This is a genomic window from Erwinia sp. PPS120 (genome assembly GCF_047918655.1).
GTDB classification, from domain to species: Bacteria; Pseudomonadota; Gammaproteobacteria; order Enterobacterales; family Enterobacteriaceae; genus Erwinia; species Erwinia tasmaniensis_A.
The window spans coordinates 16,004-42,828 of record NZ_JBLREF010000032.1 but is presented as its reverse complement, the minus strand read 5'-3'; the positions used below and the strand labels follow the sequence as shown (position 1 = coordinate 42,828).

Below are 26,825 nucleotides of genomic sequence, written 5' to 3'. Positions count from 1 at the left end.
GCGGAGCAGTGAGTGATTGCACGACAGGACACGGGTACGCCAGTGTGCCATAAGTTGATGATAGCAGATAGTATTCAAGCCACTGGCGGGATCGCGATCGATTTTTTTTAGCCCACCAATACCCGCGGAGTGGTGCTAAGGTTAAGCGGTGATTATGAAAAGGACAACGCTCATGCTTAATTCTTCCCGCCCGGACTCTCAGCAGCTGGTAGCAGAACTGAAGCGCATCGTCGGGCGCACACATCTTCTTACCGATCCTGGCGACACTGAACGCTATCGTCGCGGCTTTCGCTCAGGCGAGGGTGACGCGCTGGCGGTGGTTTTTCCCGGTACGCTGCTGGAACAGTGGCGCATTCTCCAGGCCTGCGTCAGCGCAGAGGTGATTATCCTGATGCAGGCGGCGAATACCGGCCTGACGGAGGGATCGACGCCGAATGGCAACGACTATGACCGCGATATCGTGATTATCAGCACGCTGAGGATGGACAGGATCCAGCTGCTGGACGGGGGAAAGCAGGTGCTGGCGATGCCGGGCAGCACGCTCTATCAGCTGGAGAAGCTGCTGAAGCCACTGGGGCGCGAACCTCATTCGGTGATTGGCTCCTCCTGCATCGGCGCGTCGGTGCTGGGCGGCGTCTGTAATAACTCAGGCGGATCGCTAATCCGTCGCGGCCCCGCCTACAGCGAAATGGCGCTTTACGCGCAGATTGATGCGCAGGGCGTACTCAGGCTGGTGAATCACCTGGGTATCGAGCTGGGTAGCAGCCCTGAACAGATCCTCAGCCGACTGGATGATGAAACCTGGCAGCCGGGCGATGTCCGTTACGATTCGCGCCACGCCTCCGACCATGACTATGCCGAACGCGTGCGCGATATCGACGCCGATACGCCCTCGCGCTTCAATGCCGATGCCCGACGCCTGTATGAGGCATCCGGCTGCGCAGGCAGGCTGGCGATCTTTGCAGTGCGGCTGGATACCTTCCCCGCTGATGCGACTCAGCAGGTTTTCTACATCGGCACCAACGATACGGCCGTACTGGATACGCTTCGCCGCCATATCCTCAGTGAGTTTCGCGAACTGCCCGTTGCCGGCGAGTATCTGCACCGCGATATCTTCGATATTGCCGAAGTGTATGGCAAAGACACCTTTATGATGATCAACCGCCTCGGCACCGATAAAATGCCGCTGTTCTTTAGCCTTAAGGGACGCGCCGATGCGCTGCTGAGAAAACTCGCGTTTGTTAAACCTGGCTTCACCGACCGGCTGCTACAAAAGTGCGCTAATCTGCTCCCCTCGCCGCTGCCAAAACGCCTTAAGCAGTATCGCGACCGCTTTGAGCATCACCTGATGCTGAAAATGTCCGGTGAAGGTATTGAGGAAGCACGTCGCTATCTTGAAGCCTTTTTCCAGCAGGCGGACGGCGCCTATTTTGAGTGTGATAAAGAAGAGGGGGCAAAAGCGTTTTTGCACCGTTTCGCTGCCGCGGGTGCGGCGGTCCGCTATCATGCCGTCCATCGCGATGAGGTGGAAGATATTCTGGCGCTGGATATTGCCCTTAAGCGCAACGATCGCGACTGGTTCGAGCGTCTGCCTGCCGAATTCGACGATGTGCTGGTACACCGCCTCTACTATGGCCACTTTTTCTGCCATGTGTTCCATCAGGACTATATTGTGAAAAAGGGCGTGGACGCCCATGCGCTAAAAGAGAAGATGCTGGCTATTCTGGCGGCGCGCGGGGCTGAGTATCCCGCCGAGCATAACGTCGGCCACCTCTACGAGGCGAAGCCGCAGCTCAGAGCGTTTTATCAGCAGCTCGACCCCACCAACAGTTTTAATCCAGGAATTGGCAAAACCACTAAAGCGAAGCACTGGGCAGCGCGCGGCTGCGAAAGTCACCAGAAGTGAGATAAATATGCTGACGCTGACTCAGCATCAGCATCTCAATTTGAGCCAGAGTCAGCTTATAAACCAGATTCAGCGACGACGCTGGGCCAGAGCCAGAAGCCATATTATCCTTCAGTCGCTGGCCCTTCCGGCTCTTTTACCACCAGGTTACCGTTACGCTGCTCGACGATCATCGTCTGCGGCGTGGAGAGGACCACCCCCTCTTTACGCAGACGGGTCAGAATATCAAACAGCAGATCGCTTTTCGCACCCGAGACCTGGCGCGGGCTGGCGACGTTACCGGTTACTGCCAGCACAATCCCTGCGGAGGTCAGATCCTTGAAGGACACCGAGGGTTCCGGCGTTTCCAGTATGCGCTCATTTTCGTTATAGACGTCCAGCAGCAGCTCACGCACCTTTTCAGGATCGATATCCAGCGGGAAGGTCAGCGTAATGGTGGCTACGCCCTGCGCATTGCCCATGGTGGCGTTACGTACGTTTTGTGAGATCAGCTGTGAGTTAGGCACAATCACCGTTGACTTGTCACCCAGCTGGATTTCGGTCGCGCGCACGTTGATGCGGCGGATATCCCCTTCTATGCCGCTAATACTCACCAGATCGCCCACCTTCACCGGTCGCTCGGTCAGCAGGATCAGACCCGAGATAAAGTTCTTCACAATCTCCTGCAGGCCAAAACCGATACCCACCGACAGGGCGCTGACGATCCACGCCAGCTTGTTCCATTGCAGCCCCATAATGGAGAGTGCCAGCAGGAACACCACCACGTAGCCGAGGTTGCTGAACAAGGTGATCAGCGAAACGCGCATCCCCACATCCATGGTGGTTTTCGGCAGAAAGTCATGTTCCAGCCAGCGCTTTACCGAGCGCAGTACGTAAATCCCGACCACCAGGCTGAGCAGCGCATTCAGCACGTGCGCCGGAACAATATTCAGCGACTCCAGCCCCTTTCCGCCCCAAAACTCAATGGCTTTTTGCACCAGCTCAATCGGCGTACCGCTCCCGAAAGTGCCGTTGAGCGCGGCCATTGCGGCGGCCAGCACCAGGACCGTTTTACCGATGGCGCCCAGCAGGGTCGAAACCTGCGCCAGGTGGCGTTCATCAATGTTCAGCGATCGCTGAATGCTTTTACCGGTAGAAGTATTGGTTGAGAAGAAGGTTTCACAGGCGTCGGAAACCAGCTGGCTGAGAATATAGAACGAGCCAAAAACAATACCAATCCAGATAAGCTCGTAGCTCAGGAAGCGGGCCAGCGTAATATAACCGATCAGCAGGGTGATCATAATCGCAACGCCGACCAGAGTTATCGCCATCTGGATCAGACCGACCAGGGTCGATTTCGCCTCCGGCTGTGCGCCAGAGAGGATGATTTTGCGACGCACTCGGTTGGTACGCAGGCTGATGGAGAGCGCCGTTGCCCCAATCAGCAGCGCGGTCAGGCCGTTAGCAAATACGGTGGTGCTGACGCTGGTATTGGCGCTGCTGTTAAGAATTTCAATCGTCTGGAAAACAAACACCAGCACCGCGGTCAGCGGCGGGAAGGGTTTTAAGGCCAGGGCCACTTCGTTGGAGATATTAGGCAAACGCCATGAGGGACGGCGGGTGGATAAAAATGCCCTGCCCAGCCCGGCAATCAGCCCGCATAAAATGCTCAGGTTCACCAGCTTATCGGCAAAATCCCTGACGTCGTCCATTACGTTGTCATGGCGGGTAAAGGCCAGGTTAAGGAAGTTAAAGGCCAGCACAATGGCCAGCAGGCTGGTCAGCGCGGTCGCGGCGGCCAGGAAGCTGCGGCGCAGGCGACCTTCGGGTAAGTGATTAATCCCCACCCAGGCGAGGAACTGCTCGAGATAGCGGCGCCCCAGCGTGGCCACCAGCACCGACAGCACTATCCATAGCACGGTGCCCAGACGCCAGCCGGGTTCCCATGACATTGCCGCCGTTTGCGCCAGTTCATCACAGAAGTCCCTGACCTTCTGGTTATCATCGCTCTGCGGCGTAAACAGCGGCGACCAGAAATGTGGCCCCAAAAGACTGCCCGCATTAAGCGCCAGCTGCGTTTTCAGCGCATCCCGGCGCAGGTTGACGATCTGCGCCGAAAGGTTAATGGCGCTGCTTTTAATCGACTCGGCCTGGGTGATTTGATCGTCAATTTTGCCTTTCTGGTTTTCCAGATTTCTACGCTTGCTGGTGACCTCACTGGTCTCTTTTACGCCGCTTTGCGGTTTCGGCGGCGGGCCGAGAACCGCCAGCTGCGCCACCAGCTGGGCGCGCTGTGGCGTGATCCCCTGCGTCAGCGTATCGGCGTCGCTGGACAGCTCCAGCGCCATATCATTAAGGGCGCTCAGCTTGCTGTCATTGGTCTCCCCCGACACCTGCTGCTTAATTTTATCAAGGACTTTCTGCATCTTTGGCAGTTCAACGGCGGCATTGACCTTCACCGGTGCGTCCTGACTCTGCGCGGATGCGTCATCGGCTGCCTGCGCCACCACCGGAGAGAGCGTCACCAGCGCCAGCAAAAACAGGCGAAACCAGGTTAATAACGTAGACATGAAAATTTCCAGATATCAAACAATGGATGGCACCGAAGACAGTACCCGTTAAAACCTGCGCCAGTTTAGGCGTTTGACAAAACTGGCACTATAGGATTACTCACGAAAAGGCGGCTGCGTAACACTCTGCTGATGCAAAAAATCTTAACGCCTTCGCCGTGGCAGGGGAAGGCTGTTGCCCTACTCGACGTCGCTGCCTGCGGCCCCATTGCTGGCTATCTCTGCCGCCTTCTGCTTTTTATAGCTTAGCGCAGCGGCAGGAACGGGGGAGGCCTTACCGGTTTCTACCCAGGTACGCAGACGATTGGCATCGGCAAAGTGGGTATATTTTCCAAACGCATCCATCACTACCAGCGCCACCGGACGGCGGTTGATCACCGTCCGCATAACCAGGCAGTGTCCCGCCTCATTGGTAAAGCCGGTTTTGGTCAGCTGGATATTCCAGTCGGGGCGATACACCAGGTGATTGGTGTTGCGAAACGGCAGCTGATAGGGAGGGTTGCTGAAAGTTGCCATCTCTTCGTGCGTGGTGCTTAGCTGGCCGATCAGCGGATAGCGCTTCGTGGCGATCAGCAGCCGGGTGAGATCGCGCGCGGTGGAGACGTTTTGCGTCGACAGGCCGGTAGGCTCCACATAGTGCGTGTGCATCATGCCCAGCTCGCGCGCTTTCGCATTCATCGCGCGAATAAAGGCATCATAACCGCCCGGATAGTGGTGGGCCAGGCTGGCTGCGGCGCGGTTTTCCGAGGACATGAGCGCCAGCAGCATCATATTTTTGCGGCTGATTTCGCTATTCAGGCGCACGCGAGAATAGATACCGCGCATCTCGGGCGTGTGGCTGATATCAACGTTAAGCTTCTCATCAAGCGGCAGATGCGCATCAAGCGTCACCATCACCGTCATCAGCTTGGTTATTGACGCCATCGGGCGGACCAGGTCCGGGTGATTAGCATAAATCACCTTGTTGGTATTAAGATCGACGATCATCGCACTACCAGAGGCGATCTGCGGCTGCGATACAGGCACAGCGTCGGCCCTGAGCGGACGGGCTACAGCCTGATTCAGGATGACCTGACCAGAAAAAAGTAGAGCTAACGTCAAAAGAGATAAGCGGATTTTCGCAGGCATCGTTAAAAACTTAATCGAAAGGTGATTCTGGTACGGCGAGCCGCACGTCGTACCCGCGCAACGGCACTCTGGCGGGAACTGACCCGCGCATCATACTCTGCAGAATCGAAAATTTACTACATGATATTCGTTTCCGGGCGTTACCGAATTGCCGCCGGCGGCCCGGCGGCGAATTCATCATATCAGTCGGTAACCATAACCCCATATCACCACGGTCAGGGCCAGTAAAACTTCAAAAACCAGAATGCCAATCGCCAGCGTGGAGCCGGAGAATCGCAGGCTCTCTTCACGATCGATATTGAGAAATAGCGGAATGCCGACGTAGAGCAAATAAGCGGTATAGAGCAGCGCCAGCGCACCCGCCAGCACGCACAGCCACACCAGCGGATAAAGGGCCACCAGCCCACTGATAAACAGCGGGGTACCGACATAGCCCGCGAACACCGTGCAGCGTTGCAGGCTGGGTCGCTGAGGATACTCCCGCGCCATCCAGTAGATAACCCGTCCCATCAGCGCCACGCCGCCTAAAATCAGCGCATAGAAAAGTATACCCAGCCCGACGGCGGTGGTTAGCGAGAGCGTGATGGTATGCCGCGCGCCGAAATCCCAGCCAATCTGCGTGGTGCCAATCAGCGCACAAATAACCGGGATCAGCGCCATCAATAAAACGTGGTGCGTGTAATGGTGAGAGATCGTTTCGTTCTCTTGCTTAATATCACGCATCTCACGATCGGGATGCGCAAGAAGTCCCCAGACATGGTTCATCTTTTCATTCCTCTGCTATGACGCTTCGACGAGCCTGATACGCGCAGGCGGTGGATGCTAATGAGTATAAGCGCTGTTTAACTGTTTATTTTCCAGGCGGGGCCTGTTTTACTTAATTGCCTCATTATTCAGCAAATAAAAAACAATTCATCACAACTTTCGCGGCGGTTTATTCCACAGCGGTTAAACTTAAGGGTTTACGCGCATCAACCGCAGGAGATTACGCATATGGATGTTAACGGGCTGATATCACAATACGGTTATCTGGCGCTCTTTATCGGCTGTATCGCCGAAGGGGAAACTTTTACCCTGCTGGGCGGCGTTGCAGCGCATGAGGGACTTTTGCACTACGGCTGGGTGTTACTGGTGGCGATGCTCGGCGGCATTCTGGGGGACACCGGACTCTTCTTTATTGGCCGCTACTACGGTAGTGCCATTCTTAAACGTTTTAAGAAGCATCAGAAGCAAATTGCCAGGGCCAACCGACTCATCCGTAAACGGCCAGTACTGTTTGTTATCGGCGTCAGATTTATGTACGGACTGCGCATCGTAGGACCGATCATTATCGGTGCCAGCAAGCTGAAACCTCAGAAGTTCCTGGCGCTGAATATTATTGGCGCGATGCTGTGGGCGGTTATTTTTGTCTCACTGGGCTACCTTGGCGGAGAAGTTATCGCGCCCTGGCTGCATACGCTGGATCGCCATCTGAAACAAATTTTCTGGGTCGTGCTGATTTTCGGGCTGGTCTGGGCGGTGCGAATTTACTTTAAGCGGCGCGCGGTGCGCGAGAAAGAGGCAGAATGAGTCAGATAAAGCGAAAGATTGAAGATCACGGGGTGATAGGTGACCTGCGTACCTGCGCCTTAATTGCCAACGACGGCACCATAGACTATTTCTGCTGGCCTGACCTCGACAGCCCCTCCGTCTTCACCGCCCTGCTGGACGGCGACGAGGCGGGTGTTTTCAGCATTCAGCCCGACTGGCCGGATGCCCGTCGTCAGCAGCTCTACCTTCCCGATACGACGCTGCTGCAAACCCGCTGGCTGGACAGTAAGGGCGTGGCGGAAATCACCGACTACATGCCCGTCTGCCAGGAAGACGAGGATCGTCCACGCCTGATCAGGCGAATAAAGGTGCTGCACGGTGAAGCCACCATCACCCTGCGCTGCGCACCCGTTCACGACTATGCCCGCGCGGCCACCTCCGCCAGCCTGAGCGAAGGCAGCGTACTGTTTACTGCCGCCGATCAGCCCACCCTGCGGCTGTGCGGCAACGTCGATTTTACCCTGGACAGCAGCGCGGCCATCGCCCGCTTTACCCTTAAGGCGGGCGAACACCGCGAATTTATTTTCGGCAGCGCCGAGGATAAATCACTTGATGATGAGGCCACGCTGAACTGTTTCCAGCAAACGCTGAATTTCTGGCGTCGCTGGAGTGCAAAAAGTTCCTACCACGGTCGCTGGCAGGAAATGGTCAACCGCTCAGCGCTGACGCTTAAGCTGCTGACCTCGCGCCGGCACGGGTCTATTGCGGCCGCGGCCACCTTTGGGCTGCCTGAGGAGCTGGGGGGCGAGCGTAACTGGGATTATCGCGCTTCCTGGGTCCGCGATGCCTCATTCAGCATGTATGCCCTGATGCGTCTTGGCTATGTTGATGAAGCCAAACACTTCACCCACTGGGTGGGGCGCTGCGTGGAAAACAGCCATAAGGATATTGAAAAGCTCCAGGTGATGTACCGGCTGGACAGCGGCACAGAATTGCAGGAGAGCGAGCTGCTAAATCTGTCCGGCTATGCCAACTCCACGCCCGTCAGAATTGGAAATGGCGCATGGAATCAGTCTCAGCTGGATATCTATGGCGAGCTGATGGATGCCATTTATCTGGCGAATAAGTATGGTGAAGCTATCTCCCACCGGGGCTGGATGCACGTCACTACCATGATCGATTATCTGTGTGACAACTGGAATCAACCGGATGCCGGGATCTGGGAGATGCGCGGTGAGCCGCAGCATTTTCTCCACTCCCGCCTGATGTGCTGGGTTGCCCTGGACAGGGCGATCAGGCTGGGTGAGAAGCGCTCGCTTGAGGTACCCTGGACGCGCTGGACGGAAACCCGTGATGCTATCCGTACGGATATCTGGACTAATTTCTGGAATAAGGATCGCGGCCATTTTGTCGCCACGCAACACGGCGATTACGTGGATGCTTCGATGCTGCTGATGCCGCTGGTGCGCTTTGTAGGCGCTACCGATCCTGACTGGCTGTCCACGCTGGATACCATCAAAGAGAAGCTGGTGAGCGACGGATTAGTGCGCCGCTATAACCTGGCGGAAACGCCCTCTGACGGACTGGAGGGTACTGAGGGTTCCTTTGTCGCCTGCTCCTTCTGGTACGTGGAGTGCCTGGCCCGTGCGGGACGGGTGAACGAGGCGCACTTTGAATTTGAGAAGCTGCTGAGCTACGCCAACCCACTGGGGCTTTACGCTGAGGAGTTTGACAGCCAGGGTTATGCATTAGGAAATACGCCCCAGGCATTAAGCCACCTGGCGCTGATTAGCGCGGCATTTTTCCTGAACCGTAAGCTGAGCGGTGAGGACCCACTCTGGCAGCCGTGATCGCCAGCGAAATAGCATTAACATCGTTTCTTCCGATCGGCTTGCGCACGCCAGGTTTCCATCTGCCGTCGGTCAGGGCCGGGAAATATACGTAAAGTTACCGCAATAGTTAAAATCCCGGTTTATTCCCCGGGGCTATGACCATATAATGTGCAGCCGCTCACACTAAGCGGCACAGGTTCATCTATCCACCGTTTACATGGCGCAACATCTTAGAAAATATGAAAAAGAGCATCCGCGCATTAGCCGCTTTAGTCCTGACCGTTACGGCATACAGCCATTCAGCCTTTGCCGTGGTTTATCCACTGCCCGCGGCAAACAGCCGCCTGATTGGTCAGAATCTGGAAATTACCGTGCCTCAGGACAGCAAACTTCCGCTGGAAGCCTTTGCGGCACAGTATCAGATGGGCCTGAGTAACATGCTTGAAGCCAATCCTGGCGTGGATGTTTATCTGCCCAAGCCCGGCACCAAATTGATTATCCCACAGCAGCTGATCCTGCCTGACGCCCCGCGTGAAGGTATTGTGGTGAACAGCGCTGAGATGCGTCTTTATTACTATCCTAAAGGCACCAAAACGGTGGTTGTGCTTCCGGTTGGCGTCGGTGAACTGGGTAAAGACACTCCAATGAACTGGACGACGGCGGTCGAGCGTAAAAAAGACGGCCCGACCTGGACGCCAACCAAGAAAATGCACGAAGATTCGGTAGCTAACGGCTCGCCGCTGCCAACGATTTTCCCGGCTGGCCCGGATAATCCCATGGGGCTGTATGCCCTCTATATCGGTCGTCTTTACGCGATCCACGGGACTAACGCTAACTTTGGCATCGGGTTACGCGTGAGCCACGGCTGTGTGCGTCTTCGTGCTGACGATATTAAATGGCTTTACGATAATGTGCCGGTAGGTACGCGCGTGCAGTTTATCAATCAGCCGATTAAAGCCAGCGTGGAGCCCGATGGTTCACGTATGGTTGAGGTGCATAATCCGCTGTCGCAGACCGAGGAGCAGTTTAATTCTCGTGAACCGGTGCCGCTGACCATTACGCCAGTGGTGAGTAAAGTTGTCAGTGATGCCAGCGTTGACAGTAACGCCATGGACGCGGCCATGAAGAGGCGCAGTGGTATTCCTACCCGGGTCAATGGCGGTGCCGACTATACGGCTCCTGCGGCGATTGCCGTGCAGGAGATGAGTGGTGCAGTGCCGAAGGAAGAACCCATGACCCCTGCGACGCAGCAGGGTGCCAACGTGGTTAATCAGGATGCAGCGTCTGCCGCGCCGACAGTAGACGGTAGCGCCGCGCCGGTTGAACAGGCTCCGACCAATGGCGGTGCAGCACCGACTCAGCAGGCTCCGGCCGATGGCAGTACAGCTCCGGCTCAGCAGGCTCCGGCCGACGGCAGTGCAGCACCGACTCAGCAGGCTCCGGCCGATGGCAAAAGTTCGTTTGTGGTACCCGCTCAGCCAGGCCCGATTTATGACAATAAGTCAACGTCGGTGAAAACCGCGACGCAGAGCAGTGTAACGGCGGGTTAATCGTTTTAACCTGCGGTAAAGCGGGCGAGTGGCTGGAGCTGTAGTCATTCGCTTCAGCTGCCGATCAGCGTTTCGCCAGCTTAGAATGGAAGGGTTCATGTTGATCATGAGCCCTTTTTTATTTGCGGCATCTGGTGGAAAGTTTTTATGGGTTGCAGGCTGTGATATCTGCGGTGATGGTGGGTAATCCCTGCGGTTGCCGGTTGGATATGCTGGCTGAAATATCTGCGGTGACGGTGGGTAATCCCTGCGGTTGCCGGGCGTCCTCACGCCACGCGTTGCGTGGTGCCTTTGGCTCCGACTTCAGGCCGTACGGCCCGGTCGCGAGCGGGCATCCCTGCCCGCCGCTCCCTGAGTGCAGCATCCCTGCTGCCCTCGCCTGGCCTTCCGTCTGCGCCGCAGCGCTGCGGATTGACCGTCAACCGCAGGGATTACCCACCTCTCTGGCTGCTGAGCTGCTCTAAGTAAAACCGCTTATCTGTCCGCAGTTATTATCAGCACGACGTCCAGTTAAGCACCAATAACATTGAGGCTTTTGAGCTGTTGCAATGCTCATCCATTTTCTTATTTGCTGAGTTCTTACTTTTAAAACTTGCCGAAAGATTTTTTGTAACCCCCGAAACCGCACTTACCCGCAGCCAGCACAATGCAATAAGCCGACGGGTGGGGCCCGGTGACAGGCATTCCGCAGCGCTGAGTGCAGAGAGGAAGACCCGGATGGGCCAGCAGGGATGCTGGCACAAGGGTATGTCGGGACAGGGATGTCACGTCATGCCCGGTCCGAAAGGTCGACGAGCGGAGCGAAGGCGCCACGCGCGGCGTGAGGAAAGCCAGGCACCGGGCCCCACCCGTAGGCGACTACACGGGCCTTTGTCGCACCGGCCATCACACGTAGGCGACTACACAAGCCTCTGCCACACCGGCCACCACACGTTGGCGACGGCACAAGCCTCTGCCACACCAGGCGACGCTCAGCGCGGGATGATATTCCCGCTCCGAAAAAACGACTGAACTACCACTTAACCCCCAGCCCGGTAATAAAACTCCGCTCGTTAAGCGTATCACGTGTGCCGCTAATCAGGTTATGACCGTAGGTAATATTAAGCGATGACCAGCTGGTGAGCTGATAGCGCACACCTACCTCCGCATCCATACTGAAAATAGCATCATCATCCAGCGAATGTCCCACTTCACCGTGCGTGAAAAGCGACAGCGTCCTGCCCCGAAGGAAACGCTGATAGTCCCAGCGTACTGAAGCCCCAAAATGACTATCTGAACTGCCATCGCTGTAACCGTAGGCAAAAGCGCCGCCCAAAAGCGACATCGAAAATGAACCCAGCTCATCATCCCAGAACTGGTAGCCAGGACCGGTGCCGATCAAACCCTGCTGGGAAATATCCTCTACCCAGTCACGCTTATAGCTCGCCCTGCCCTGCCAGAAATACTGTTCGCGAAACATATAGTCCAGCGCATAGCGCAGACTGTAGTTATCGGTATTCATCGTGCCGTCTTCTTCTTCGCGGTTGTAAGTCCCGCCAAAGTCGTTACGCCACTTACCGACATTTACTTTGTTGTTATAGGCGAGGTTGTAATCCTGAGTTCGGGTAGAGGCCTTTTTCAGGCTGACACCCGCATCAATATTACCCGTCCAGCTCAGCGCAGCCGTTTTCGGCTTTGGTTTGAGAAATTCTTCAAATCGGGCGACCGGCACGCGCTGCCGGGTTTCTCCCTGATGTACGATAATGTAGCCAGCATCGGTGGCTTCAAGGCGGGCTTTAAAGGTTTTACTGCTTTTACCGCTGCGGACGTCAAAATCCTTTTCGCTGGACAGGGTACTCACTGCATTCCAGTTTAGCGATACCGTTCCCGCATAGCCGGTGTCTATAACCAGCTTGCCGTCGCTGAGCGAGCGCACCGTGCCGCTGACCCGATCGCCGTTTTTCATCCAGACGGTATCAGCGGTGGCAAAAGGTGGGGAGACCAGCAGGCAGGTTAGCAGACCAGCCCGGGCAGGGCCGCCGCGAATAGTGTGGGGCATAGTGGTGAGTTAACTCCTCAACTTACATCATCAGGACCATTTTCTTTATAGAGTACGGGATCGGGCTGGACAGAGTGAGAGGGAAAGGTCTGATAGATAAGCTTATTGCGCACGAAAGGTTCAGGCACTCATAGGGAGTGATGGGCAGGCTTACGCCCGTCGCGGCAACCTGATATGGCCCAGCGCTAATCGGCTGGGCTGAAAAGCCGCCGCGCCGCCTGACCCTGCACAGGGTCAGGCGGCGCATCTGCGGCTACTCTTCCGGTTAAATCCGATGCGCCTGTTCCCCGGGCTGGCAGACAGCAGGTTGGCTCAGGCGGGATCCTCATTTGGCGGCGTGATTAGTCGAAGCCGCACGGTGATAAACAGCGCCACCATCACTACCAGGGCGGCCGCCAGGTAGATTGAATCCACGCCCCAGCGCCCAATCAGCAGTCCGGCCACCGGGCCGGTGATGCCCAGGCCAAAATCCAGAAATGCGGAATAAAGCCCCAGCGCTGACCCCTGATTCTGCGGCGCCACCCGGCGAATCGCCTCCACGCCGAGGGCGGGAAACACCAGCGAGAAACCGGAGCCGGTAAGGAATGCGCCCACATCGACCATCCAGGATGAGTGGCCCTGCCAGATCAGTAGCAGACCAATGCACTCAATCACAAACGAGACCAGCGACACCCGAATGCCGCCAAAGCGCCCGATAAAGCTGCTGAAAATTAACCTCATCACCACAAAGCCAAGGCTGAACAGGGTCAGGGAGAAAGCCGCCCCGTGCCAGCCGTGGCTGGAAAAATAGAGAGTGATAAAGGTGGCAATGGTGCCAAAACCGACCGTCCCCAGTCCCAGGCAAAGCCCATACAGCCAGATGCGCGAAAATACCTGGGTAAAGGGAATGCGCTGCCCGACTGCCACCACCACCCCCGGACGGCGGGTCGCCAGCCAGAAGCCAAAAATCGCCATCAGCATAATCAACACGGCAAAGCCGGGGATACCAAATGCGGAGTTGAGCATCACGCCAAGCGGCGCACCCAGGGCCATCGCCAGGTAGGTTGCCACACCATTCCAGGAGATCACCCGCGCGCTCTGGAGCGTGCCGACGATATTTATCCCCCACAGAATCGAACCGGTTGCAGTCAGGCTTTCACCCAGGCCCAGCGCGATTCTTCCGGCAGCCAGCAGCAGCAGGCTGGTGAGCGTACTGCCGTGGACCGTCACCGCCAGCAGGGTGAACAGGCCGCTAATGCCACAGAGTAGCAGCCCCATCAGCACCACCTTTTTGGGACCGAGAAGATCGGCATAGCGCCCCGCCTGAGGTCGGCTGATCAGCGTGGCGAAATATTGCAGACTGATAATCAACCCGGCCATAAACGAACTGTAGCCCAGATCGTTATGCACATAGCCGGGCAATACTGCCAGCGGCAGGCCAATAGAGAGATAGCAAAAGAAGGTGAAAATGACTACCGAGATAATGCGCTTATTGAGCTGGGCGCTGGATAAGGCTGCTGAGGACATGACGGGACCAGAAATAGGTGTGATGTGAGTCACATCATACCCTTAGCAGACTAAGAGATCTCGTTAAGAATATTGGGAAATGTGACAGCCGCCGCCTCAATCGCTCGCGCAATATCAACGGAACGTTTATGCGGTCGGATGTCCGCAAACAGCATATCGGCCTGTGGATACACTTTACGCAGATATCCCAGCCACTGCTTAATACGCGCCACGTGGTACAAACCGGTATCACCCTGCTTTTCCAGCCGGACATATTTTTGCAACAGCCGGACCACTTCCGGCCACGGCATGGGCGGCGCATTATCCTTTATCACGCGGCTCAGGTTGGGTACGTTCAGTGCGCCGCGACCGATCATTACCGCATCACAGCCGGTCACCGCCAGGCAGTCCTGCGCGCTCTGCCAGTCCCAGATCTCCCCGTTAGCGATCACCGGGATGGTCAGCCGCTGGCGAATTTCACCAATCGCCTCCCAGTTAATGCACTCAGCTCTATAGCCATCTTCTTTGGTACGACCATGTACGGCCAGCTCTGTCGCTCCGGCCTGCTGAACCGCATCGGCAATTTCAAACTGGCGATCGTGGCTGTCCCAGCCCAGACGCACTTTTACCGTCACTGGCAGATGGGCAGGTACCGCATCACGCATCGCTTTCGCACCACGGTAAATCAGCTCCGGATCTTTTAACAGCGTGGCGCCGCCGCCGCTGCCGTTGACCGTCTTCGACGGACAGCCACAGTTAAGATCGACGCCCCACGAACCCAGCTCCGCCGCGCGAAAGGCGTTTTCAGCCAGCCATTCAGGCGACTGGCCTAGCAGCTGAATGCGCACGCGCGTGCCCGCAGGTGTGCGGCTGGCATGATTGAGTTCGGGACAGAGTCGGAGGAAAGATTTAATCGGGAGTAGCTGGTCCACGACCCGAAGAAATTCAGTGATGCAGAGATCGTAGTCATTAACTTCGGTAAGCAGTTCGCGTACCAGCGAGTCAAGAACGCCCTCCATCGGGGCCAGTAAAACACGCATGTCACAACCCATTGCGTTAATAAGGGGGATCTGGGCGATCCCCCCTGGTTAGAAAGCGTTGATGCCTGCTTAAATTACGCGCCTGAAATCCGGCACGGATTAAGCGCGTTAATATCAGCTCGGATTTGAGCGGCGCTGGCGGGTCACGCCACGCGGTGCGGCGCTGCCGCCTTCTGGCCTGGCGCTGCGGCCACTGCCATTCCCCTGTCGACGCTGGCCGTTACCCTGGCTGCGCTCACCCGAGGCTGCACTGCGTTCGCCGCCATTGCCGCGATTGCCACCCTGACCACGCTCACCGCCGCGGTTGCCCTGCGGCGCACCGCGTCCACGGCCTGCACCGCCGCCACCGCCACGCTGCTGACGACCATTCTGGATCGGATCGGCTTTGATAGACGGATCCGGCTCATAGCCGTCAATGGCAATGCGCGGGATTTCACGCTTCAACACGCGTTCAATGTCGCGCAGTAGCTTGTGTTCGTCTACGCAGACCAGCGAGAGCGCTTCGCCCGTTGCCGCAGCACGGCCGGTACGACCAATGCGGTGAACGTAGTCTTCCGGCACGTTTGGCAGCTCGTAGTTCACTACGTGCGGCAGCTCAGAGATATCAATACCGCGCGCGGCGATATCCGTCGCCACCAGTACGCGAATTTTACCCTCTTTGAAGTCGCTCAGCGCACGGGTACGGGCACCCTGGCTTTTATTTCCGTGGATGGCCGCAGAGCCAATGCCGTCTTTATTCAGCTGCTCGGCAAGATGGTTGGCACCGTGTTTGGTACGGGTAAAGACCAGTACCTGCTGCCAGTTATCGCGGCCAATCAGGAACGACAGCAGCTCTCTTTTGCGTTTCTTATCAACGAAATGCACATGCTGTGAAATCTGCTCGGAGGCCGTGTTGCGGCGCGCCACGGAGACCTGCTCCGGGTTGTGCAGCAGCTTCTCTGCCAGACCTTTGATCTCGTCAGAGAAGGTCGCGGAGAACAGCAGGTTCTGACGCTTAGCAGGCAGTTTGGAGAGCACGCGACGGATATCGTGAATAAAGCCCATATCCAGCATACGGTCGGCTTCATCCAGTACCAGAATCTCAACCTGTGACAGGTCTACCGCATTCTGATGTTCCAGATCCAGCAGACGACCCGGCGTAGCGACCAGCACGTCAACGCCGCCACGCAGCTTCATCATCTGTGGGTTGATGCTGACGCCACCGAAGACCACCAGCGAACGAATATCGAGGTATTTGCTGTAATCCTGCACGTTTTCACCCACCTGAGCCGCCAGTTCGCGGGTCGGGGTTAAAATCAGTGCACGAACCGGACGACGGCCCTTAGGATGAGGGGTCGCGCTGCTCAGCATTTGCAGCAGGGGGAGCGTAAAGCCGGCCGTTTTACCGGTACCGGTCTGCGCGCTGGCCATCAGGTCACGACCGGCTAAAACAACCGGGATAGCCTGACGCTGGATTGGCGTTGGCTCGTTATAACCCTGCTCTGTAACAGCACGCAAAATGTCGGCATTAAGGCCGAGAGAATCAAATGACATAAAATTGACTGACTCCGGATCCGCCCTGACCGCATTTAAGGGTGTAGTTTCCAGGGGGAGAATATGACGTCAGGCTTCGCCAGACGCTTGAAAGGGAGCACAAACCACGGTGCGTAAGCGGCAGATTATAACAGATGTTATCCCCACACAGAGAGCGTTTCTTTGCGGGCCGCTAAAAACGACGTTTTTACATCAGGAGCGGTCCCATCGATCAGGCTTTGGGCCCGCATTCTGCGTCTGGTGCAGCATATACAGGCTGGCCGTAGCCTGAGTCTTATGCAGCAAGGTGTAATGTTGATGGTGTGGTGAGATCTTATGCAGCCAGGTGTAACGTCAATGGTGCGGTGAAATCTTGTGCAGCAAGGTGTAACGTGAATGCTGTCGTGAGATCTTATGCAGCGGGCGTGAAGGCTGGCGGTGGGGTATTGCGCAGTAGCATGAAGCCGAGAAATGACTTTAATAAAACGGGCCGCGCATGCGGCCCGTTTCGTCTCAACGATGGCGTGGCCTGACGGTACGACGAACCGGCTCTTTCGCCAGCAGTGAAACCAGCGCCGGTCCGGTCAGCATCAGCACACCCACACACCCCAGCAGCAGGTTGTGGTGAATAACGCGTGACAGCAGGTAAAGTACCAGCATGGCCGCCCCAAAATAGTAGGTGGTGGTGACATCCTCAAGGAAGTCGCCAACGCGGCGCAGATGCGGCAGACGCTGAGTCAACAACATGGCGGTAAATACACAGGCATAAAGCGCCAGTAAAACCATGGTGACATGCAGCAGGCTTTGGTGTTTCCATCCCCACACCAGCGCCGCAATCAGCAGCAGGTGCAACATGATATGTACGCAGGCTTGTCCGGTGACAATCTGGATACGATTAGACCATTTCATTTTATTCTCCTGGCACACCTGACATCGGTCGCCCAGTTTGGCTATCACAGTAAGCAATAGTCCATTCTTCAGACTACCCCACTTTTCGGATAATGCCGCAAACCTTGACGCTGTCCGGCACTATTTTGTGACAAAGACTACACTTTATTCTTCGCACGACGAAAAGGAGAGCGCGCACAGTATGTCACAAATAACGCAAGGATTTTCATTAAAAGTCCTGACGATCAATACGCACAAGGGGTTTAACGCCTTCAATCGCCGCTTTATCCTGCCAGAATTGCGTGAAGCCGTTCGGGCTACCTCAGCGGATATTGTTTTTTTACAGGAGGTGATGGGCAGTCATGCCGTCAATCAGTTGCAGATTGAACACTGGCCTGACACACCTCATTACGAATTTTTGGCTGATACCATGTGGAATGATTTTGCCTATGGCCGCAATGCCGTCTACCCCGAAGGACACCACGGTAATGCGGTGATGTCCCGTTTTCCTATTGTGGCCTATGAAAATCGGGATATTTCCGTAGAGGGTACGGAGAAGCGCGGGTTGCTGCACTGTAAGGTGACCCTCCCTCACCTCGATATTACACTGCATGCCATCTGCGTCCATTTGGGGCTTCGCGAGGCGCACCGTCACGCTCAGCTGATTATGATGTCTGAACTGATTAACAGCCTTCCCGCCAATGCGCCAGTGATTGTGGCGGGTGATTTTAACGACTGGCAGCAAAAGGCCAACAGGATCCTGCAGCGGGAGGCGGGCATGGAGGAGGTGTTTAGCCGACACTATGGTCGTCCGGCCAGGACCTTTCCCGCCCGCTTTCCGCTGCTCCGGCTGGATCGCATTTATGTAAAAAATGCCACCGTCAGCCACCCACAGACTATTCCGCTCCGGCCCTGGTCGCACCTGTCCGATCATGCCCCTCTGGCCGTGGAGATTCATCTATGAAAATGCGTTGGCGTGAAGGTAACCGGCTGAAACTGCTGGAAAATGGTGAAAACTATTTTCCCAGGGTATTTGAGGCCATTCGACGGGCTAACACCAGCGTGCTGCTTGAAAGTTTTATCCTGTTTGAAGATGAGGTCGGCAATGAACTGCATCAGGTCGTTTATGATGCGGCGAAGCGCGGAGTAAGAGTCGAAATGCTGCTGGACGGCTATGGCTCCAACAACCTGTCGGACAATTTCACCCATCAGCTGACCGCGGCGGGCGTACGCTTTATCTATTACGACCCCCGCCCGCTGGTGTTAGGCATGCGCACCAATATCTTCCGCCGCCTGCACCGGAAAATCGTGGTCTGTGATGGCGAGATTGCGTTTGTCGGCGGCATCAATTTCTCTTCGGAGCATAACACCAGCTATGGCCCGGCAGCCAAGCAGGATTATGCCGTTGAGGTGAAAGGCCCAATCGTGGAGGACATCGCCCTGTATGTACAGCAGGCGATCAACAGCAAACAGGTTACCCGCCGCTGGTGGGGTGGCCGCTCCCATCGCCCGGCGCAAAACGCCACGCCCGGCGACGCTCAGGTCCTGTTTGTCTGGCGCGATAATGACGAACACCGTGACGATATTGAACAGCACTATATTGATATGCTGAGCGAGGCAAAAAAAGAGGTGATCATCGCCAACGCCTACTTTTTCCCCGGCTATCGCCTGCTGCGCGAAATGCGCAACGCCGCTCAGCGCGGCGTCTCCGTTAAGCTCATCGTGCAGGGCGAGCCGGATATGCCGATTGTTAAGACGGGTGCCGAGCTGCTGTATAACTTTTTGGTCGAAGGTGGCGTGGAGATTTATGAATACACCCGGCGCCCCCTGCACGCCAAGATCGCCGTACAGGATAGCTACTGGTCTACCGTCGGCTCCAGCAACCTTGACCCGCTAAGCCTGTCCCTGAATCTGGAAGCTAACCTGATGATCCACGACCGAACTTTTAACGAGGTCATGCGCGGCACGTTGAATCATCTGCTGACGCAGGACTGCCGACGCGTACAGAAGAGCGAACTGCCGAAGAAAAACGGCTGGCAGTTTATGAAGAGCTTGCTGGTGTTTCACTTCCTTCGCCATTTCCCGGCGATTGCAGGCTGGCTGCCCGCCCACACGCCAAAGCTGGCGCAGGTCACCGCGCCCGTGAAATCAGATCAGGCTGACTCCCCGGTACAGTCCGAGCTGGAAACCCAGGATCGCGTCAAACCGGAGTATGATGCTGTGAAACCTGCGCATGACGCTGTGAAACCGGAGCATGACGCTGTTTACACTGAACATGAACATAAGCATGAGCACGAGCACGAGCACGAGCACGAGCATAAGATAATAAAGACAGAGAATGGAAAGGTGAAACGCTGATGCCACAATCACACCCTCGCTGGCGGTGGATAAAGAAGATCTTCACCGGGCTGTTTTTTGTCGCCGTGGTCGTGCTGCTGGTTATCTATGCCCGTAAGGTCAACTGGCACGATGTTGCAGAGGTGATCACTCACTACAATCGTCTGGCCATTCTCTTATCGGTCACGCTGGTGATTGTCAGCTATCTGACCTACGGCGTATACGACCTGATTGGTCAGGCCTATTGCGGGCATCGTTTGCAAAAGCGTCAGGTGATGCTGGTCTCCTTTATCTGCTATGCCTTTAATCTGACGCTCAGTACCTGGGTTGGCGGTGTGGCGATGCGCTACCGGCTTTATTCACGGCTGGGGCTGGACGGCAGTACCATTACGCGCATCTTTTCGCTCAGCATCGCCACCAACTGGCTGGGCTACGTTCTGGTGGCAGGCGTGGTGTTCAGCACGGGTCTGGTGCCTGTCCCGTCAGGGTGGTTTATCGGGGAAGGTACGCTAAGGACTATTGGCATCTGCCTGCTGGCGTTTGTAGTGGTCTATCTGGCCTTTTGCGCGTTTTCACGACGGCGGCGCTGGACGGTGAAGGGCCATACGCTGGCACTCCCCTCTTTGCGTATGGCGCTGCTCCAGTTCAGCGTATCCAGCGCAAACTGGCTGGTCATGGGCACCATTATCTGGCTGCTGCTGGGGCAGAAGGTCGATTATCCGCAGGTACTGGGCGTGTTGTTGATCAGCAGTATTGCAGGGGTGATTATTCATATTCCAGCCGGGATCGGCGTGCTGGAAGCGGTATTCCTTGCGCTGCTTAGCGGTGAACACCTTACCCACGGGGCGATAATTGCGGCGCTGCTGGCCTACCGCGTGGTCTATTTTATTGCCCCGCTGCTGCTGGCGCTGGTGCTTTATCTGTGGCTGGAAAGCCGGGCGAAAGCCCTGCGGCAAAAGAACCAGCAGGCGATGCAAAAGATCTGAAGCCTGGCTGAGATGCAAAAATCAAAGCGATCGGCAGCTATAACCCATTGGGGCGCTGATGGACAGAAAAGCGTAAAGGTCGGGCTTGCTATCCGGATGATGGCCGCATAATAAGTAGGATAAAAAAAAGAGGTGGCCGCTGCAAAGCGGGCACCTCTTTTATCACCGCGCTGCCTCAGGCAGCAAATTCTTACCTTAGTAACACCTTTCGGGCGCTGACAAAACAGCGCCCGCTCAGGCAGCACGGGTGCACTTTTAGCGACGGTTGCCAAAAATACGCAGCAGCATCAGGAACAGGTTGATGAAGTCCAGATACAGCGTCAGCGCACCCATGATTGAGTAGCGACGCAGATTCTCTTTATCCTCAACGTTGATCCCTTCACCAATATTTTTTAGCTTCTGCGTGTCATAGGCGGTCAGACCCACAAACACCAGCACGCCAATATAGGTGACGGCCCACATCAGCGCCGTACTCTTCAGCCAGATATTCACCACCGACGCCAGCACAATACCAATCAGCGCCATAAACAGCATGCTGCCCATACCGCTCAGATCGCGTTTAGTGGTGTAGCCCCAGAAGCTCATGGCGCCAAACATACCACCGGCCACCAGAAAGGTGCTGGCGATGGAAGAGTAGGTATAAACCAGGAAAATACTCGCCATGGTCAGCCCGGTAAGAGCCGAATAGAGCATAAACAGGCCGGTTGCCGCCGCTCCGCTTAGCTTGTGCACCATACCTGACAGCACAAATACCAGGCCCAGCTGCACAATAATCAGGCCAAAAAAGGTAATGCGGTTAGCAAAAACCAGTTCCATAACCGCTGGCGTATTGGCCGCAAACCACGACACAAACGCCGTCAGCAGCAGACCGCATGTCATCCAGCCATAGACTTGCGCCATATAGGTCTGAATGCCACTGCTGGCCTGCGATACGATTGACCCATTAGAGCGTGGGTATCGATCCATGATTTTCTCCTTATTCTCACGTGAACGGAATTACCACAAGGTAACCGCAAGTCTGGCACAGTCCGGGGAGATTAAGCCAGCCCCGCACACACCTTTTTCTTCGCCTGGAACCTTTGCCGCAGGCTCATCAGGTAAAACGCGCCGCCCTGCTTAAAGAAGCGTCAGTTTATGCCGATAGAACGTAAACAGGGAGATCGCTAAACAGGAAGTCTGCTTATGCTGCACCTTTTTACGCCGGGGAACCTGAATGAAAACGAAACCAAACACTAAACGCAAGATGAGCACCCGCACGTTGATGCTGGTGACCGGGGCGCTGATCATCACGCTCGGCTTTACCATTACCATTGGCCTGCTCAGCTGGCAGTCAGCCAGACAGCAGCGCGAGCTGGCCGGAGAATATTTGGGGCAGATTGCCGAAAGCCAGGCCCTCAGCGTGCAAAAAGAGCTGGATTATGCCCGCACGGTAGCAAAAGACCTCGGTCAAAGCCTGATTGCCCTGCCCCCCTCCGGCATAACCGACCGCGCCACGGCTGAAAACCTGATGAAATATTCGCTTAAGCAGAACCCCGACTACCTTTCGATGTCGGTGATCTTTGAAGCGAACGCCTGGGATGGAAAAGACGCTGAGTTCGCTAAACTGCCCGGTGCCGCGCCAGAGGGCCGCTTTGCCCGCTTTGTCGATCGCGATAAGTCCGGCAACTTTGCGATGCATAATCTGGACTCTTTTCTCACGCCAGGTCAGGGGGACTACTACCTCATACCGCAAAAACGCCAGAAAGATGTGCTGATTGAACCTTATACCTATGCCTATAACGGCGTTGATACCCTGCTCACCTCCGTTGCCGCCGTGATCATCGACGACGGCAGGCTGAAAGCGGTGGTCACCTCGGATATTTCTCTCGCGTCGCTGCAAAAAACGGTCGGGGCCATCCACCCCTGGCGGGGAGCTGGCTATGCGCTGCTGATTTCTCATGGCGGGCTGGTGGTGTCCGGCACCGATAAAGCGCAGGCCGGGAAGCCTTATACCGGAAGCTTCGGGCAGCGTACGCAGAACATTGTGGAGCACTATGACAGCGCGCTGGGGGAAAAAGTGCTGGAAACCTGGCGTCCGGTGGCCGTTGGTAACAGCGACAGCCCCTGGTATCTGGGCATTGTCGTGCCGGTAAGCGCGGTGATGGCGGAAGCAAACCGCCAGCTTTACTCGGCGCTAATTATGATGCTGCTCAGCATCATTATCGTCTGTACCGTGCTGGGCCTGCTTTTCAGCCGCAAAGTGGCCAGGCCGATTGGGGGAGAGCCTTTGCAGGCGGCAGAAATTGCGCTGGGTGTCGCGCAGGGAGACCTGAGCGCGGCCATTCCGGTTGCGGCACAGGATCGGCAGAGCATCTTCTTCGCCATGCACACGATGCAGCAGCAGCTGCGTACCATGGTGGGGGAAATTATCTCCGCCAGCCACGCGGTAAGACAGGGGGCCGGAGAGATTGCCACCGGGAACCTGGATCTCGCCTCACGGACCGAACAACAGGCGGCTGCGCTGGAAGAAACGGCGGCCAGCATGGAACAGCTCACCGCCACCGTAAAGCTCAATGCTGATAACGCGCATCAGGCGACCGCCCTGACCCGCACCGCCACGGATATCGCCAGCCGCGGTGAGGACCTGGTGCTTCAGGTTGTGCAGATCATGCAGCAGATTGACGAAAGCTCACGGAAAATTGGCGCCATCACCAGCATCATAAACGGTATCGCTTTCCAGACTAATATTCTGGCGCTGAATGCAGCGGTAGAAGCGGCGCGCGCCGGAGAACAGGGACGAGGCTTTGCGGTCGTTGCCGCCGAGGTTCGCAGTCTGGCCCAGCGAAGCGCCAATGCGGTGAAGGATATCTCCGCGCTGATCGGCGAATCAACCCAGCGCGTGGGCCAGGGCGTATCCCTGGTGCAGGACGCTGGAAAAACAATGCAGGAGATGAGCGCGGCGGTAGACTCGGTTAAGACCATTATTACCGAAATTGTCCACGCCTCTGATGAGCAGTCGCAGGGCATTGGTCAGGTAACGGTAGCCGTTAACCAGATGGATGGCGCTACCCAGCAGAACTCGGCGTTGGTTCAGCAGATGTCGGCCGCCGCCGCTTCGCTGGAAGATCAGGCGAAGCAGCTGGCGGAGACGGTCGAACGCTTTCAGCTGGGTGTGGTTTAGCCGAGGGTGAACACATCCGGCCGGGCGTGTCACCTGCGCTAATTCACCCGCTTGTGGCCGGGCGTGCTACCTGCGCTATTTTGCCCGCGTCAGACAGCGTTGATAACGCCCGTCCACCCGCTGGGCATACCAGGCAGTCGTGAGATTACGGGTAATTTTCGGGCTTTCCAGCTGGATGCCGGGCAGCCTTTCCCCCGGTAAGCGTACGCCGGCGTTTTTATCGGCCAGCGTAAACACCTTTTCCCACAGCGCGCTTTGTTCAAATGCCAGGGTTTCCCCCTGCTCCAGCGCGCGCCGGATACTGCTATTACTCATGTCCAGCTGCCTGCTCAGGGTACGGACAGCCAGCTCAGTGGCCCCCGGCGTGTCTGAACCATAGCGGATCAGATCGCCATCCAGCGCCAGCTTAATGCCGGTCAGCTGCGCCACCGCGGCCTGGAAAGCCGCGTTGCGGCTGGCATACCACCCCGCATTGAAATCGGCAAAGCGATAGAGCGGCCTGCTGTAGTGGGTGGGGTATCCCAGCAGGTGTCGGGTGCCAAACCAGACGCCGCCGCGCCGGGTAAACACCTCATGTCGCAGCGTGCCGTCGACCGGATACGGGTAGCCTTTTGACTGCGCCTCAGCGAAGTCAATACTCACCTGCATCGGGCCACCGGTATGGATAGGGTTCAGATTACCAAACAGCCTCTGCCCCATGGGAGCCATATTGATAAAGTCATCAAAAATGGCACTCAGCTCTTTTTCGCTGCGTACGTGATCCAGCCGCCAGGCGTAGCTTTTGCCGCTGGGGGAATTGATCATCAGCGCGGTACGGACCACAAACGCCGGAATATGCAGGCTGGCGGCGCGGCGGTCAATCTCACCCCAGGCGATTTTAGGCAAGCCCGCCACCCTGGCATCCACGTTGAAGTTGGACTCCTGATCGGTCACCGCAATGACCGCACAGAGATTGCTGGCGGACGCATCAATGCCCTGGCTGTTGAAGGCGGCAAAAATATCGTTTGCCCAGCCCTGCCTGTCATTCACCCCGGCGGGGATCAGCCGGACGATCTGTGCTTTGACGTCGGCGGGCCGTCGCTCTGGAAGGGTTTTATGCGGCTGGCTGGTACAGCCAGCCAGCACCAGCAGCGCCAGCAGCAGCCCGCGCTTAAGGGGGGAGCGAATCATGACTTTCCTTGTAGTTTATTTCCAGCGCGCAGCGGCCTGGTGGTCACTGTCGCGGGATTCAACCCAGCGGTTACCGACGGGCGTGGCTTCACGCTTCCAGAACGGGGCGCGGGTCTTAAGATAGTCCATAATAAATTCGGCGGCGGCAAAGGCGCTGCCACGGTGGGCACCGCTTACGCCTACCATTACAATTTCGTCACCGGGAAACAGTTCGCCGGTGCGGTGGATGACCGTTACGCGCTGCATGGGCCAGCGCTCACGCGCCTCGGCGACAATCTCCGCCAGCGCTTTTTCCGTCATCCCGGGATAGTGCTCCAGCGTAAGCGCGGAGACGTTATCGCCGAGGTTATGGTTACGCACCTTGCCGGTAAAAGTCACGACTGCGCCATCTTCATCACAGGCTGCCAGCCAGCGATACTCTTCTGCCATATCAAACGGGGCCTGGCCAACCCGGATCCGCGTTTCCATTTTATCCTCCGGTGACCGGTGGGAAAAAAGCCACCTCATCACCATCCTGAAGCGGATGCTGAGGCGCAACCAGCGTCTGGTTGACGGCGGAGAGCAGCTTACCGGCGGTCAGCGCCAGCGCCCAGCGATCGCTTCGCTGAGCCAGCGCAGCCCGCAGCGCCTCAACCGTGGCGTACTCCTGGGGCAGGGTCAGGCTGTCGGTGCCGGTTAACTCACGGACCTGGGCAAAAAACAGCACGTTAATCATGGTCAGCCGCCCTGAAGTTACCCGACTTGCCGCCGCTTTTACTCAGCAGCCGACAATGCTCGATGGAGATATCCTTCTGTACCGCTTTACACATGTCGTAGATGGTTAAGGCGGCGACCGACGCCGCGGTCAGCGCCTCCATCTCCACGCCGGTCTTGCCGGTCAGACGACAGAGGGATTCTATTCTCACCCGCTGCCTGGCGACATCAGCCGTTAAGGTGACTTCAACCTTGCTGAGCAGTAGCGGATGGCAGAGGGGGATCAGCTCCCAGGTGCGTTTAGCCGCCTGGATACCGGCAATGCGCGCGGTGGCAAAGACATCGCCCTTGTGGTGGCTGCCATCAATGATCATCTGTAGCGTATCGGCATGCATCAGCACAAAGGCCTCTGCACGGGCTTCGCGTACGCTCTCCGTTTTGGCGGAAACATCCACCATATGCGCCTCACCGGCGGCATTAATATGTGTGAGTTGTGACATCTGTTCAGGGCTTCTTAACGTGTGAAACAAAATTGCAGGGGCGGGTGCGGGCATCAAGCTGATCCTGAATAATCCGTTCCCAGGCGCTCTGGCAGGCACTGGTCGAGCCGGGTATGGCGAGGATCAGAGTCTGATTTGCCATGCCTGCTACCGCGCGCGACTGGATGGTTGAACTGCCGATCTCCTCCCAGGAGACCATGCGAAACAGCTCACCAAAGCCCTCGATTTCGCGATCGAACAGCGGCAGAAGCGCTTCCGGAGTGCTGTTTTTGCTGTTAAAGCCCGTCCCGCCGTTAATCAATACCACCTGCACATCCGTGCTGGCGATCCAGCTGGAGACGACAGCGCGAATACGATAGCGATCGTCTTTTACGATAGCCCGGTCACAGACGCGATGGCCGGCCCCGGTCAGCGCTTCACGCAGATAGTCCCCGGAGGTATCACTGGCGGCGTCGCGGCTGTCAGAGACGGTGAGAACCGCTACGTTAAGCGGGATGAATTCTGCTGTGGGTTTACCCATG

Annotated in this window: 22 protein-coding genes and 1 pseudogene; 9 read left to right on the top strand and 14 right to left on the bottom strand. The window is 56.7% G+C overall.

The window, feature by feature from the left end; genetic code table 11:
• The first annotated feature begins 172 nt into the window (after positions 1–172).
• Positions 173–1,906 carry a D-lactate dehydrogenase gene (gene dld, locus ACLRGG_RS15475; protein ID WP_416250606.1) on the top strand — a complete coding sequence of 578 codons (1,734 nt, stop codon included), beginning with the start codon at positions 173–175 and terminating at the stop codon, positions 1,904–1,906.
• Positions 1,907–2,010: 104 nt separating this feature from the next.
• Here the strand turns inward: dld and ACLRGG_RS15470 are convergent, their stop codons facing one another.
• The 3 genes from ACLRGG_RS15470 to ACLRGG_RS15460 form a co-directional block, all read right to left on the bottom strand.
• Entirely contained in the window at positions 2,011–4,455 is a 2,445-nt protein-coding gene (locus ACLRGG_RS15470; protein ID WP_416250605.1) for a DUF3772 domain-containing protein, read from the bottom strand.
• A gap of 180 nt (positions 4,456–4,635) precedes the next feature.
• Positions 4,636–5,583: a D-alanyl-D-alanine endopeptidase gene (gene pbpG / locus ACLRGG_RS15465; RefSeq protein ID WP_416250604.1), complete on the bottom strand. Its 948-nt coding sequence runs from the start codon at positions 5,581–5,583 to the stop codon at positions 4,636–4,638.
• Positions 5,584–5,760: 177 nt separating this feature from the next.
• Positions 5,761–6,348, bottom strand: a complete 588-nt coding sequence (locus ACLRGG_RS15460; protein WP_416250603.1) for a Yip1 family protein — start codon at positions 6,346–6,348, stop codon at positions 5,761–5,763.
• 228 nt (positions 6,349–6,576) lie between these two features.
• Here ACLRGG_RS15460 and ACLRGG_RS15455 point away from each other — a divergent pair, with 228 nt between their 5' ends.
• From ACLRGG_RS15455 to ACLRGG_RS15440, 4 genes are all read left to right on the top strand, one after another.
• Positions 6,577–7,152 (top strand): DedA family protein, encoded by a 576-nt coding sequence (locus tag ACLRGG_RS15455; RefSeq protein WP_416250602.1) that lies wholly within the window; start codon positions 6,577–6,579, stop codon positions 7,150–7,152.
• Positions 7,149–8,963, top strand: a complete 1,815-nt coding sequence (locus ACLRGG_RS15450) for a glycoside hydrolase family 15 protein (protein WP_416250601.1) — start codon at positions 7,149–7,151, stop codon at positions 8,961–8,963. The genes ACLRGG_RS15455 and ACLRGG_RS15450 overlap by 4 nt, the downstream gene beginning before the upstream one ends.
• A gap of 221 nt (positions 8,964–9,184) precedes the next feature.
• A complete protein-coding gene (locus tag ACLRGG_RS15445) occupies positions 9,185–10,495 on the top strand; it encodes a L,D-transpeptidase family protein (protein ID WP_416250600.1) in 1,311 nt (436 codons plus the stop codon).
• A 209-nt stretch (positions 10,496–10,704) separates the two neighbouring features.
• Entirely contained in the window at positions 10,705–10,959 is a 255-nt protein-coding gene (locus ACLRGG_RS15440; protein WP_416250599.1) for a hypothetical protein, read from the top strand.
• A 548-nt stretch (positions 10,960–11,507) separates the two neighbouring features.
• On the opposite strand, the gene ACLRGG_RS15435 is transcribed toward ACLRGG_RS15440, so the two are convergent.
• The 5 genes from ACLRGG_RS15435 to ACLRGG_RS15415 form a co-directional block, all read right to left on the bottom strand.
• The gene (locus ACLRGG_RS15435) at positions 11,508–12,533 is read right to left on the bottom strand and encodes a DUF481 domain-containing protein (RefSeq protein ID WP_416250598.1); all 1,026 of its coding nucleotides are present in this window, start codon (positions 12,531–12,533) and stop codon (positions 11,508–11,510) included.
• A gap of 312 nt (positions 12,534–12,845) precedes the next feature.
• Complete coding sequence (locus tag ACLRGG_RS15430) at positions 12,846–14,039, bottom strand: MFS transporter (protein ID WP_416250597.1); 1,194 nt, start codon at positions 14,037–14,039, stop codon at positions 12,846–12,848.
• A 50-nt stretch (positions 14,040–14,089) separates the two neighbouring features.
• Entirely contained in the window at positions 14,090–15,058 is a 969-nt protein-coding gene (dusC, locus tag ACLRGG_RS15425; protein ID WP_416250596.1) for a tRNA dihydrouridine(16) synthase DusC, read from the bottom strand.
• Positions 15,059–15,172: 114 nt separating this feature from the next.
• On the bottom strand, positions 15,173–16,591 hold the full coding sequence (rhlE, locus tag ACLRGG_RS15420) for an ATP-dependent RNA helicase RhlE (protein ID WP_416250595.1): 1,419 nt from the start codon (positions 16,589–16,591) through the stop codon (positions 15,173–15,175).
• 492 nt (positions 16,592–17,083) lie between these two features.
• Positions 17,084–17,479, bottom strand: coding sequence for a YbhQ family protein (locus ACLRGG_RS15415; protein ID WP_416250594.1), 396 nt, complete (start codon positions 17,477–17,479; stop codon positions 17,084–17,086).
• A 181-nt stretch (positions 17,480–17,660) separates the two neighbouring features.
• Between ACLRGG_RS15415 and ACLRGG_RS15410 the strand changes: the two genes are divergently transcribed.
• The 3 genes and pseudogenes from ACLRGG_RS15410 to ACLRGG_RS15400 all read left to right on the top strand — a co-directional run bounded on the left by ACLRGG_RS15410 (position 17,661) and on the right by ACLRGG_RS15400 (position 20,781).
• Positions 17,661–18,422 carry an endonuclease/exonuclease/phosphatase family protein gene (locus ACLRGG_RS15410; RefSeq protein ID WP_416250593.1) on the top strand — a complete coding sequence of 254 codons (762 nt, stop codon included), beginning with the start codon at positions 17,661–17,663 and terminating at the stop codon, positions 18,420–18,422.
• Positions 18,419–19,684 (top strand): annotated as a pseudogene (gene clsB, locus ACLRGG_RS15405) (cardiolipin synthase ClsB); the annotation flags it as partial. The gene ACLRGG_RS15410 and the pseudogene clsB, both read left to right, overlap by 4 nt.
• A gap of 131 nt (positions 19,685–19,815) precedes the next feature.
• Positions 19,816–20,781 carry a lysylphosphatidylglycerol synthase domain-containing protein gene (locus ACLRGG_RS15400; protein ID WP_416250592.1) on the top strand — a complete coding sequence of 322 codons (966 nt, stop codon included), beginning with the start codon at positions 19,816–19,818 and terminating at the stop codon, positions 20,779–20,781.
• A gap of 255 nt (positions 20,782–21,036) precedes the next feature.
• Here the strand turns inward: ACLRGG_RS15400 and ACLRGG_RS15395 are convergent, their stop codons facing one another.
• Positions 21,037–21,747 (bottom strand): Bax inhibitor-1/YccA family protein, encoded by a 711-nt coding sequence (locus ACLRGG_RS15395; protein WP_416250591.1) that lies wholly within the window; start codon positions 21,745–21,747, stop codon positions 21,037–21,039.
• 247 nt (positions 21,748–21,994) lie between these two features.
• Between ACLRGG_RS15395 and ACLRGG_RS15390 the strand changes: the two genes are divergently transcribed.
• Positions 21,995–23,941, top strand: a complete 1,947-nt coding sequence (locus ACLRGG_RS15390; RefSeq protein WP_416250590.1) for a methyl-accepting chemotaxis protein — start codon at positions 21,995–21,997, stop codon at positions 23,939–23,941.
• A gap of 75 nt (positions 23,942–24,016) precedes the next feature.
• On the opposite strand, the gene ACLRGG_RS15385 is transcribed toward ACLRGG_RS15390, so the two are convergent.
• The 5 genes from ACLRGG_RS15385 to moaB are packed head-to-tail and all read right to left on the bottom strand — an operon-like array spanning position 24,017 to position 26,824.
• Complete coding sequence (locus ACLRGG_RS15385; protein WP_416250589.1) at positions 24,017–25,111, bottom strand: DUF1615 domain-containing protein; 1,095 nt, start codon at positions 25,109–25,111, stop codon at positions 24,017–24,019.
• A gap of 15 nt (positions 25,112–25,126) precedes the next feature.
• Positions 25,127–25,579, bottom strand: a complete 453-nt coding sequence (gene moaE, locus ACLRGG_RS15380) for a molybdopterin synthase catalytic subunit MoaE (protein ID WP_416250588.1) — start codon at positions 25,577–25,579, stop codon at positions 25,127–25,129.
• A 1-nt stretch (position 25,580) separates the two neighbouring features.
• Positions 25,581–25,826, bottom strand: a complete 246-nt coding sequence (gene moaD / locus ACLRGG_RS15375; RefSeq protein ID WP_416250587.1) for a molybdopterin synthase sulfur carrier subunit — start codon at positions 25,824–25,826, stop codon at positions 25,581–25,583.
• Positions 25,819–26,304 carry a cyclic pyranopterin monophosphate synthase MoaC gene (gene moaC, locus ACLRGG_RS15370; protein ID WP_416250586.1) on the bottom strand — a complete coding sequence of 162 codons (486 nt, stop codon included), beginning with the start codon at positions 26,302–26,304 and terminating at the stop codon, positions 25,819–25,821. The genes moaD and moaC overlap by 8 nt, the downstream gene beginning before the upstream one ends.
• 4 nt (positions 26,305–26,308) lie before the next feature.
• Positions 26,309–26,824 carry a molybdenum cofactor biosynthesis protein B gene (moaB, locus tag ACLRGG_RS15365; RefSeq protein ID WP_416250585.1) on the bottom strand — a complete coding sequence of 172 codons (516 nt, stop codon included), beginning with the start codon at positions 26,822–26,824 and terminating at the stop codon, positions 26,309–26,311.
• Position 26,825: the final 1 nt, after the last annotated feature.

Excerpts from the sequence above, each read along its gene's own strand:
- dld (WP_416250606.1), top strand. The coding sequence starts at position 173 with ATGCTTAATTCTTCCCGCCCGGACTCTCAGCAGCTGGTAGCAGAACTG.
- ACLRGG_RS15470 (WP_416250605.1), bottom strand. The coding sequence starts at position 4,455 with ATGTCTACGTTATTAACCTGGTTTCGCCTGTTTTTGCTGGCGCTGGTG.
- pbpG (WP_416250604.1), bottom strand. The coding sequence starts at position 5,583 with ATGCCTGCGAAAATCCGCTTATCTCTTTTGACGTTAGCTCTACTTTTT.
- ACLRGG_RS15460 (WP_416250603.1), bottom strand. The coding sequence starts at position 6,348 with ATGAACCATGTCTGGGGACTTCTTGCGCATCCCGATCGTGAGATGCGT.
- ACLRGG_RS15455 (WP_416250602.1), top strand. The coding sequence starts at position 6,577 with ATGGATGTTAACGGGCTGATATCACAATACGGTTATCTGGCGCTCTTT.
- ACLRGG_RS15450 (WP_416250601.1), top strand. The coding sequence starts at position 7,149 with ATGAGTCAGATAAAGCGAAAGATTGAAGATCACGGGGTGATAGGTGAC.
- ACLRGG_RS15445 (WP_416250600.1), top strand. The coding sequence starts at position 9,185 with ATGAAAAAGAGCATCCGCGCATTAGCCGCTTTAGTCCTGACCGTTACG.
- ACLRGG_RS15440 (WP_416250599.1), top strand. The coding sequence starts at position 10,705 with ATGCTGGCTGAAATATCTGCGGTGACGGTGGGTAATCCCTGCGGTTGC.
- ACLRGG_RS15435 (WP_416250598.1), bottom strand. The coding sequence starts at position 12,533 with ATGCCCCACACTATTCGCGGCGGCCCTGCCCGGGCTGGTCTGCTAACC.
- ACLRGG_RS15430 (WP_416250597.1), bottom strand. The coding sequence starts at position 14,039 with ATGTCCTCAGCAGCCTTATCCAGCGCCCAGCTCAATAAGCGCATTATC.
- dusC (WP_416250596.1), bottom strand. The coding sequence starts at position 15,058 with ATGCGTGTTTTACTGGCCCCGATGGAGGGCGTTCTTGACTCGCTGGTA.
- rhlE (WP_416250595.1), bottom strand. The coding sequence starts at position 16,591 with ATGTCATTTGATTCTCTCGGCCTTAATGCCGACATTTTGCGTGCTGTT.
- ACLRGG_RS15415 (WP_416250594.1), bottom strand. The coding sequence starts at position 17,479 with ATGAAATGGTCTAATCGTATCCAGATTGTCACCGGACAAGCCTGCGTA.
- ACLRGG_RS15410 (WP_416250593.1), top strand. The coding sequence starts at position 17,661 with ATGTCACAAATAACGCAAGGATTTTCATTAAAAGTCCTGACGATCAAT.
- ACLRGG_RS15400 (WP_416250592.1), top strand. The coding sequence starts at position 19,816 with ATGCCACAATCACACCCTCGCTGGCGGTGGATAAAGAAGATCTTCACC.
- ACLRGG_RS15395 (WP_416250591.1), bottom strand. The coding sequence starts at position 21,747 with ATGGATCGATACCCACGCTCTAATGGGTCAATCGTATCGCAGGCCAGC.
- ACLRGG_RS15390 (WP_416250590.1), top strand. The coding sequence starts at position 21,995 with ATGAAAACGAAACCAAACACTAAACGCAAGATGAGCACCCGCACGTTG.
- ACLRGG_RS15385 (WP_416250589.1), bottom strand. The coding sequence starts at position 25,111 with ATGATTCGCTCCCCCCTTAAGCGCGGGCTGCTGCTGGCGCTGCTGGTG.
- moaE (WP_416250588.1), bottom strand. The coding sequence starts at position 25,579 with ATGGAAACGCGGATCCGGGTTGGCCAGGCCCCGTTTGATATGGCAGAA.
- moaD (WP_416250587.1), bottom strand. The coding sequence starts at position 25,826 with ATGATTAACGTGCTGTTTTTTGCCCAGGTCCGTGAGTTAACCGGCACC.
- moaC (WP_416250586.1), bottom strand. The coding sequence starts at position 26,304 with ATGTCACAACTCACACATATTAATGCCGCCGGTGAGGCGCATATGGTG.
- moaB (WP_416250585.1), bottom strand. The coding sequence starts at position 26,824 with ATGGGTAAACCCACAGCAGAATTCATCCCGCTTAACGTAGCGGTTCTC.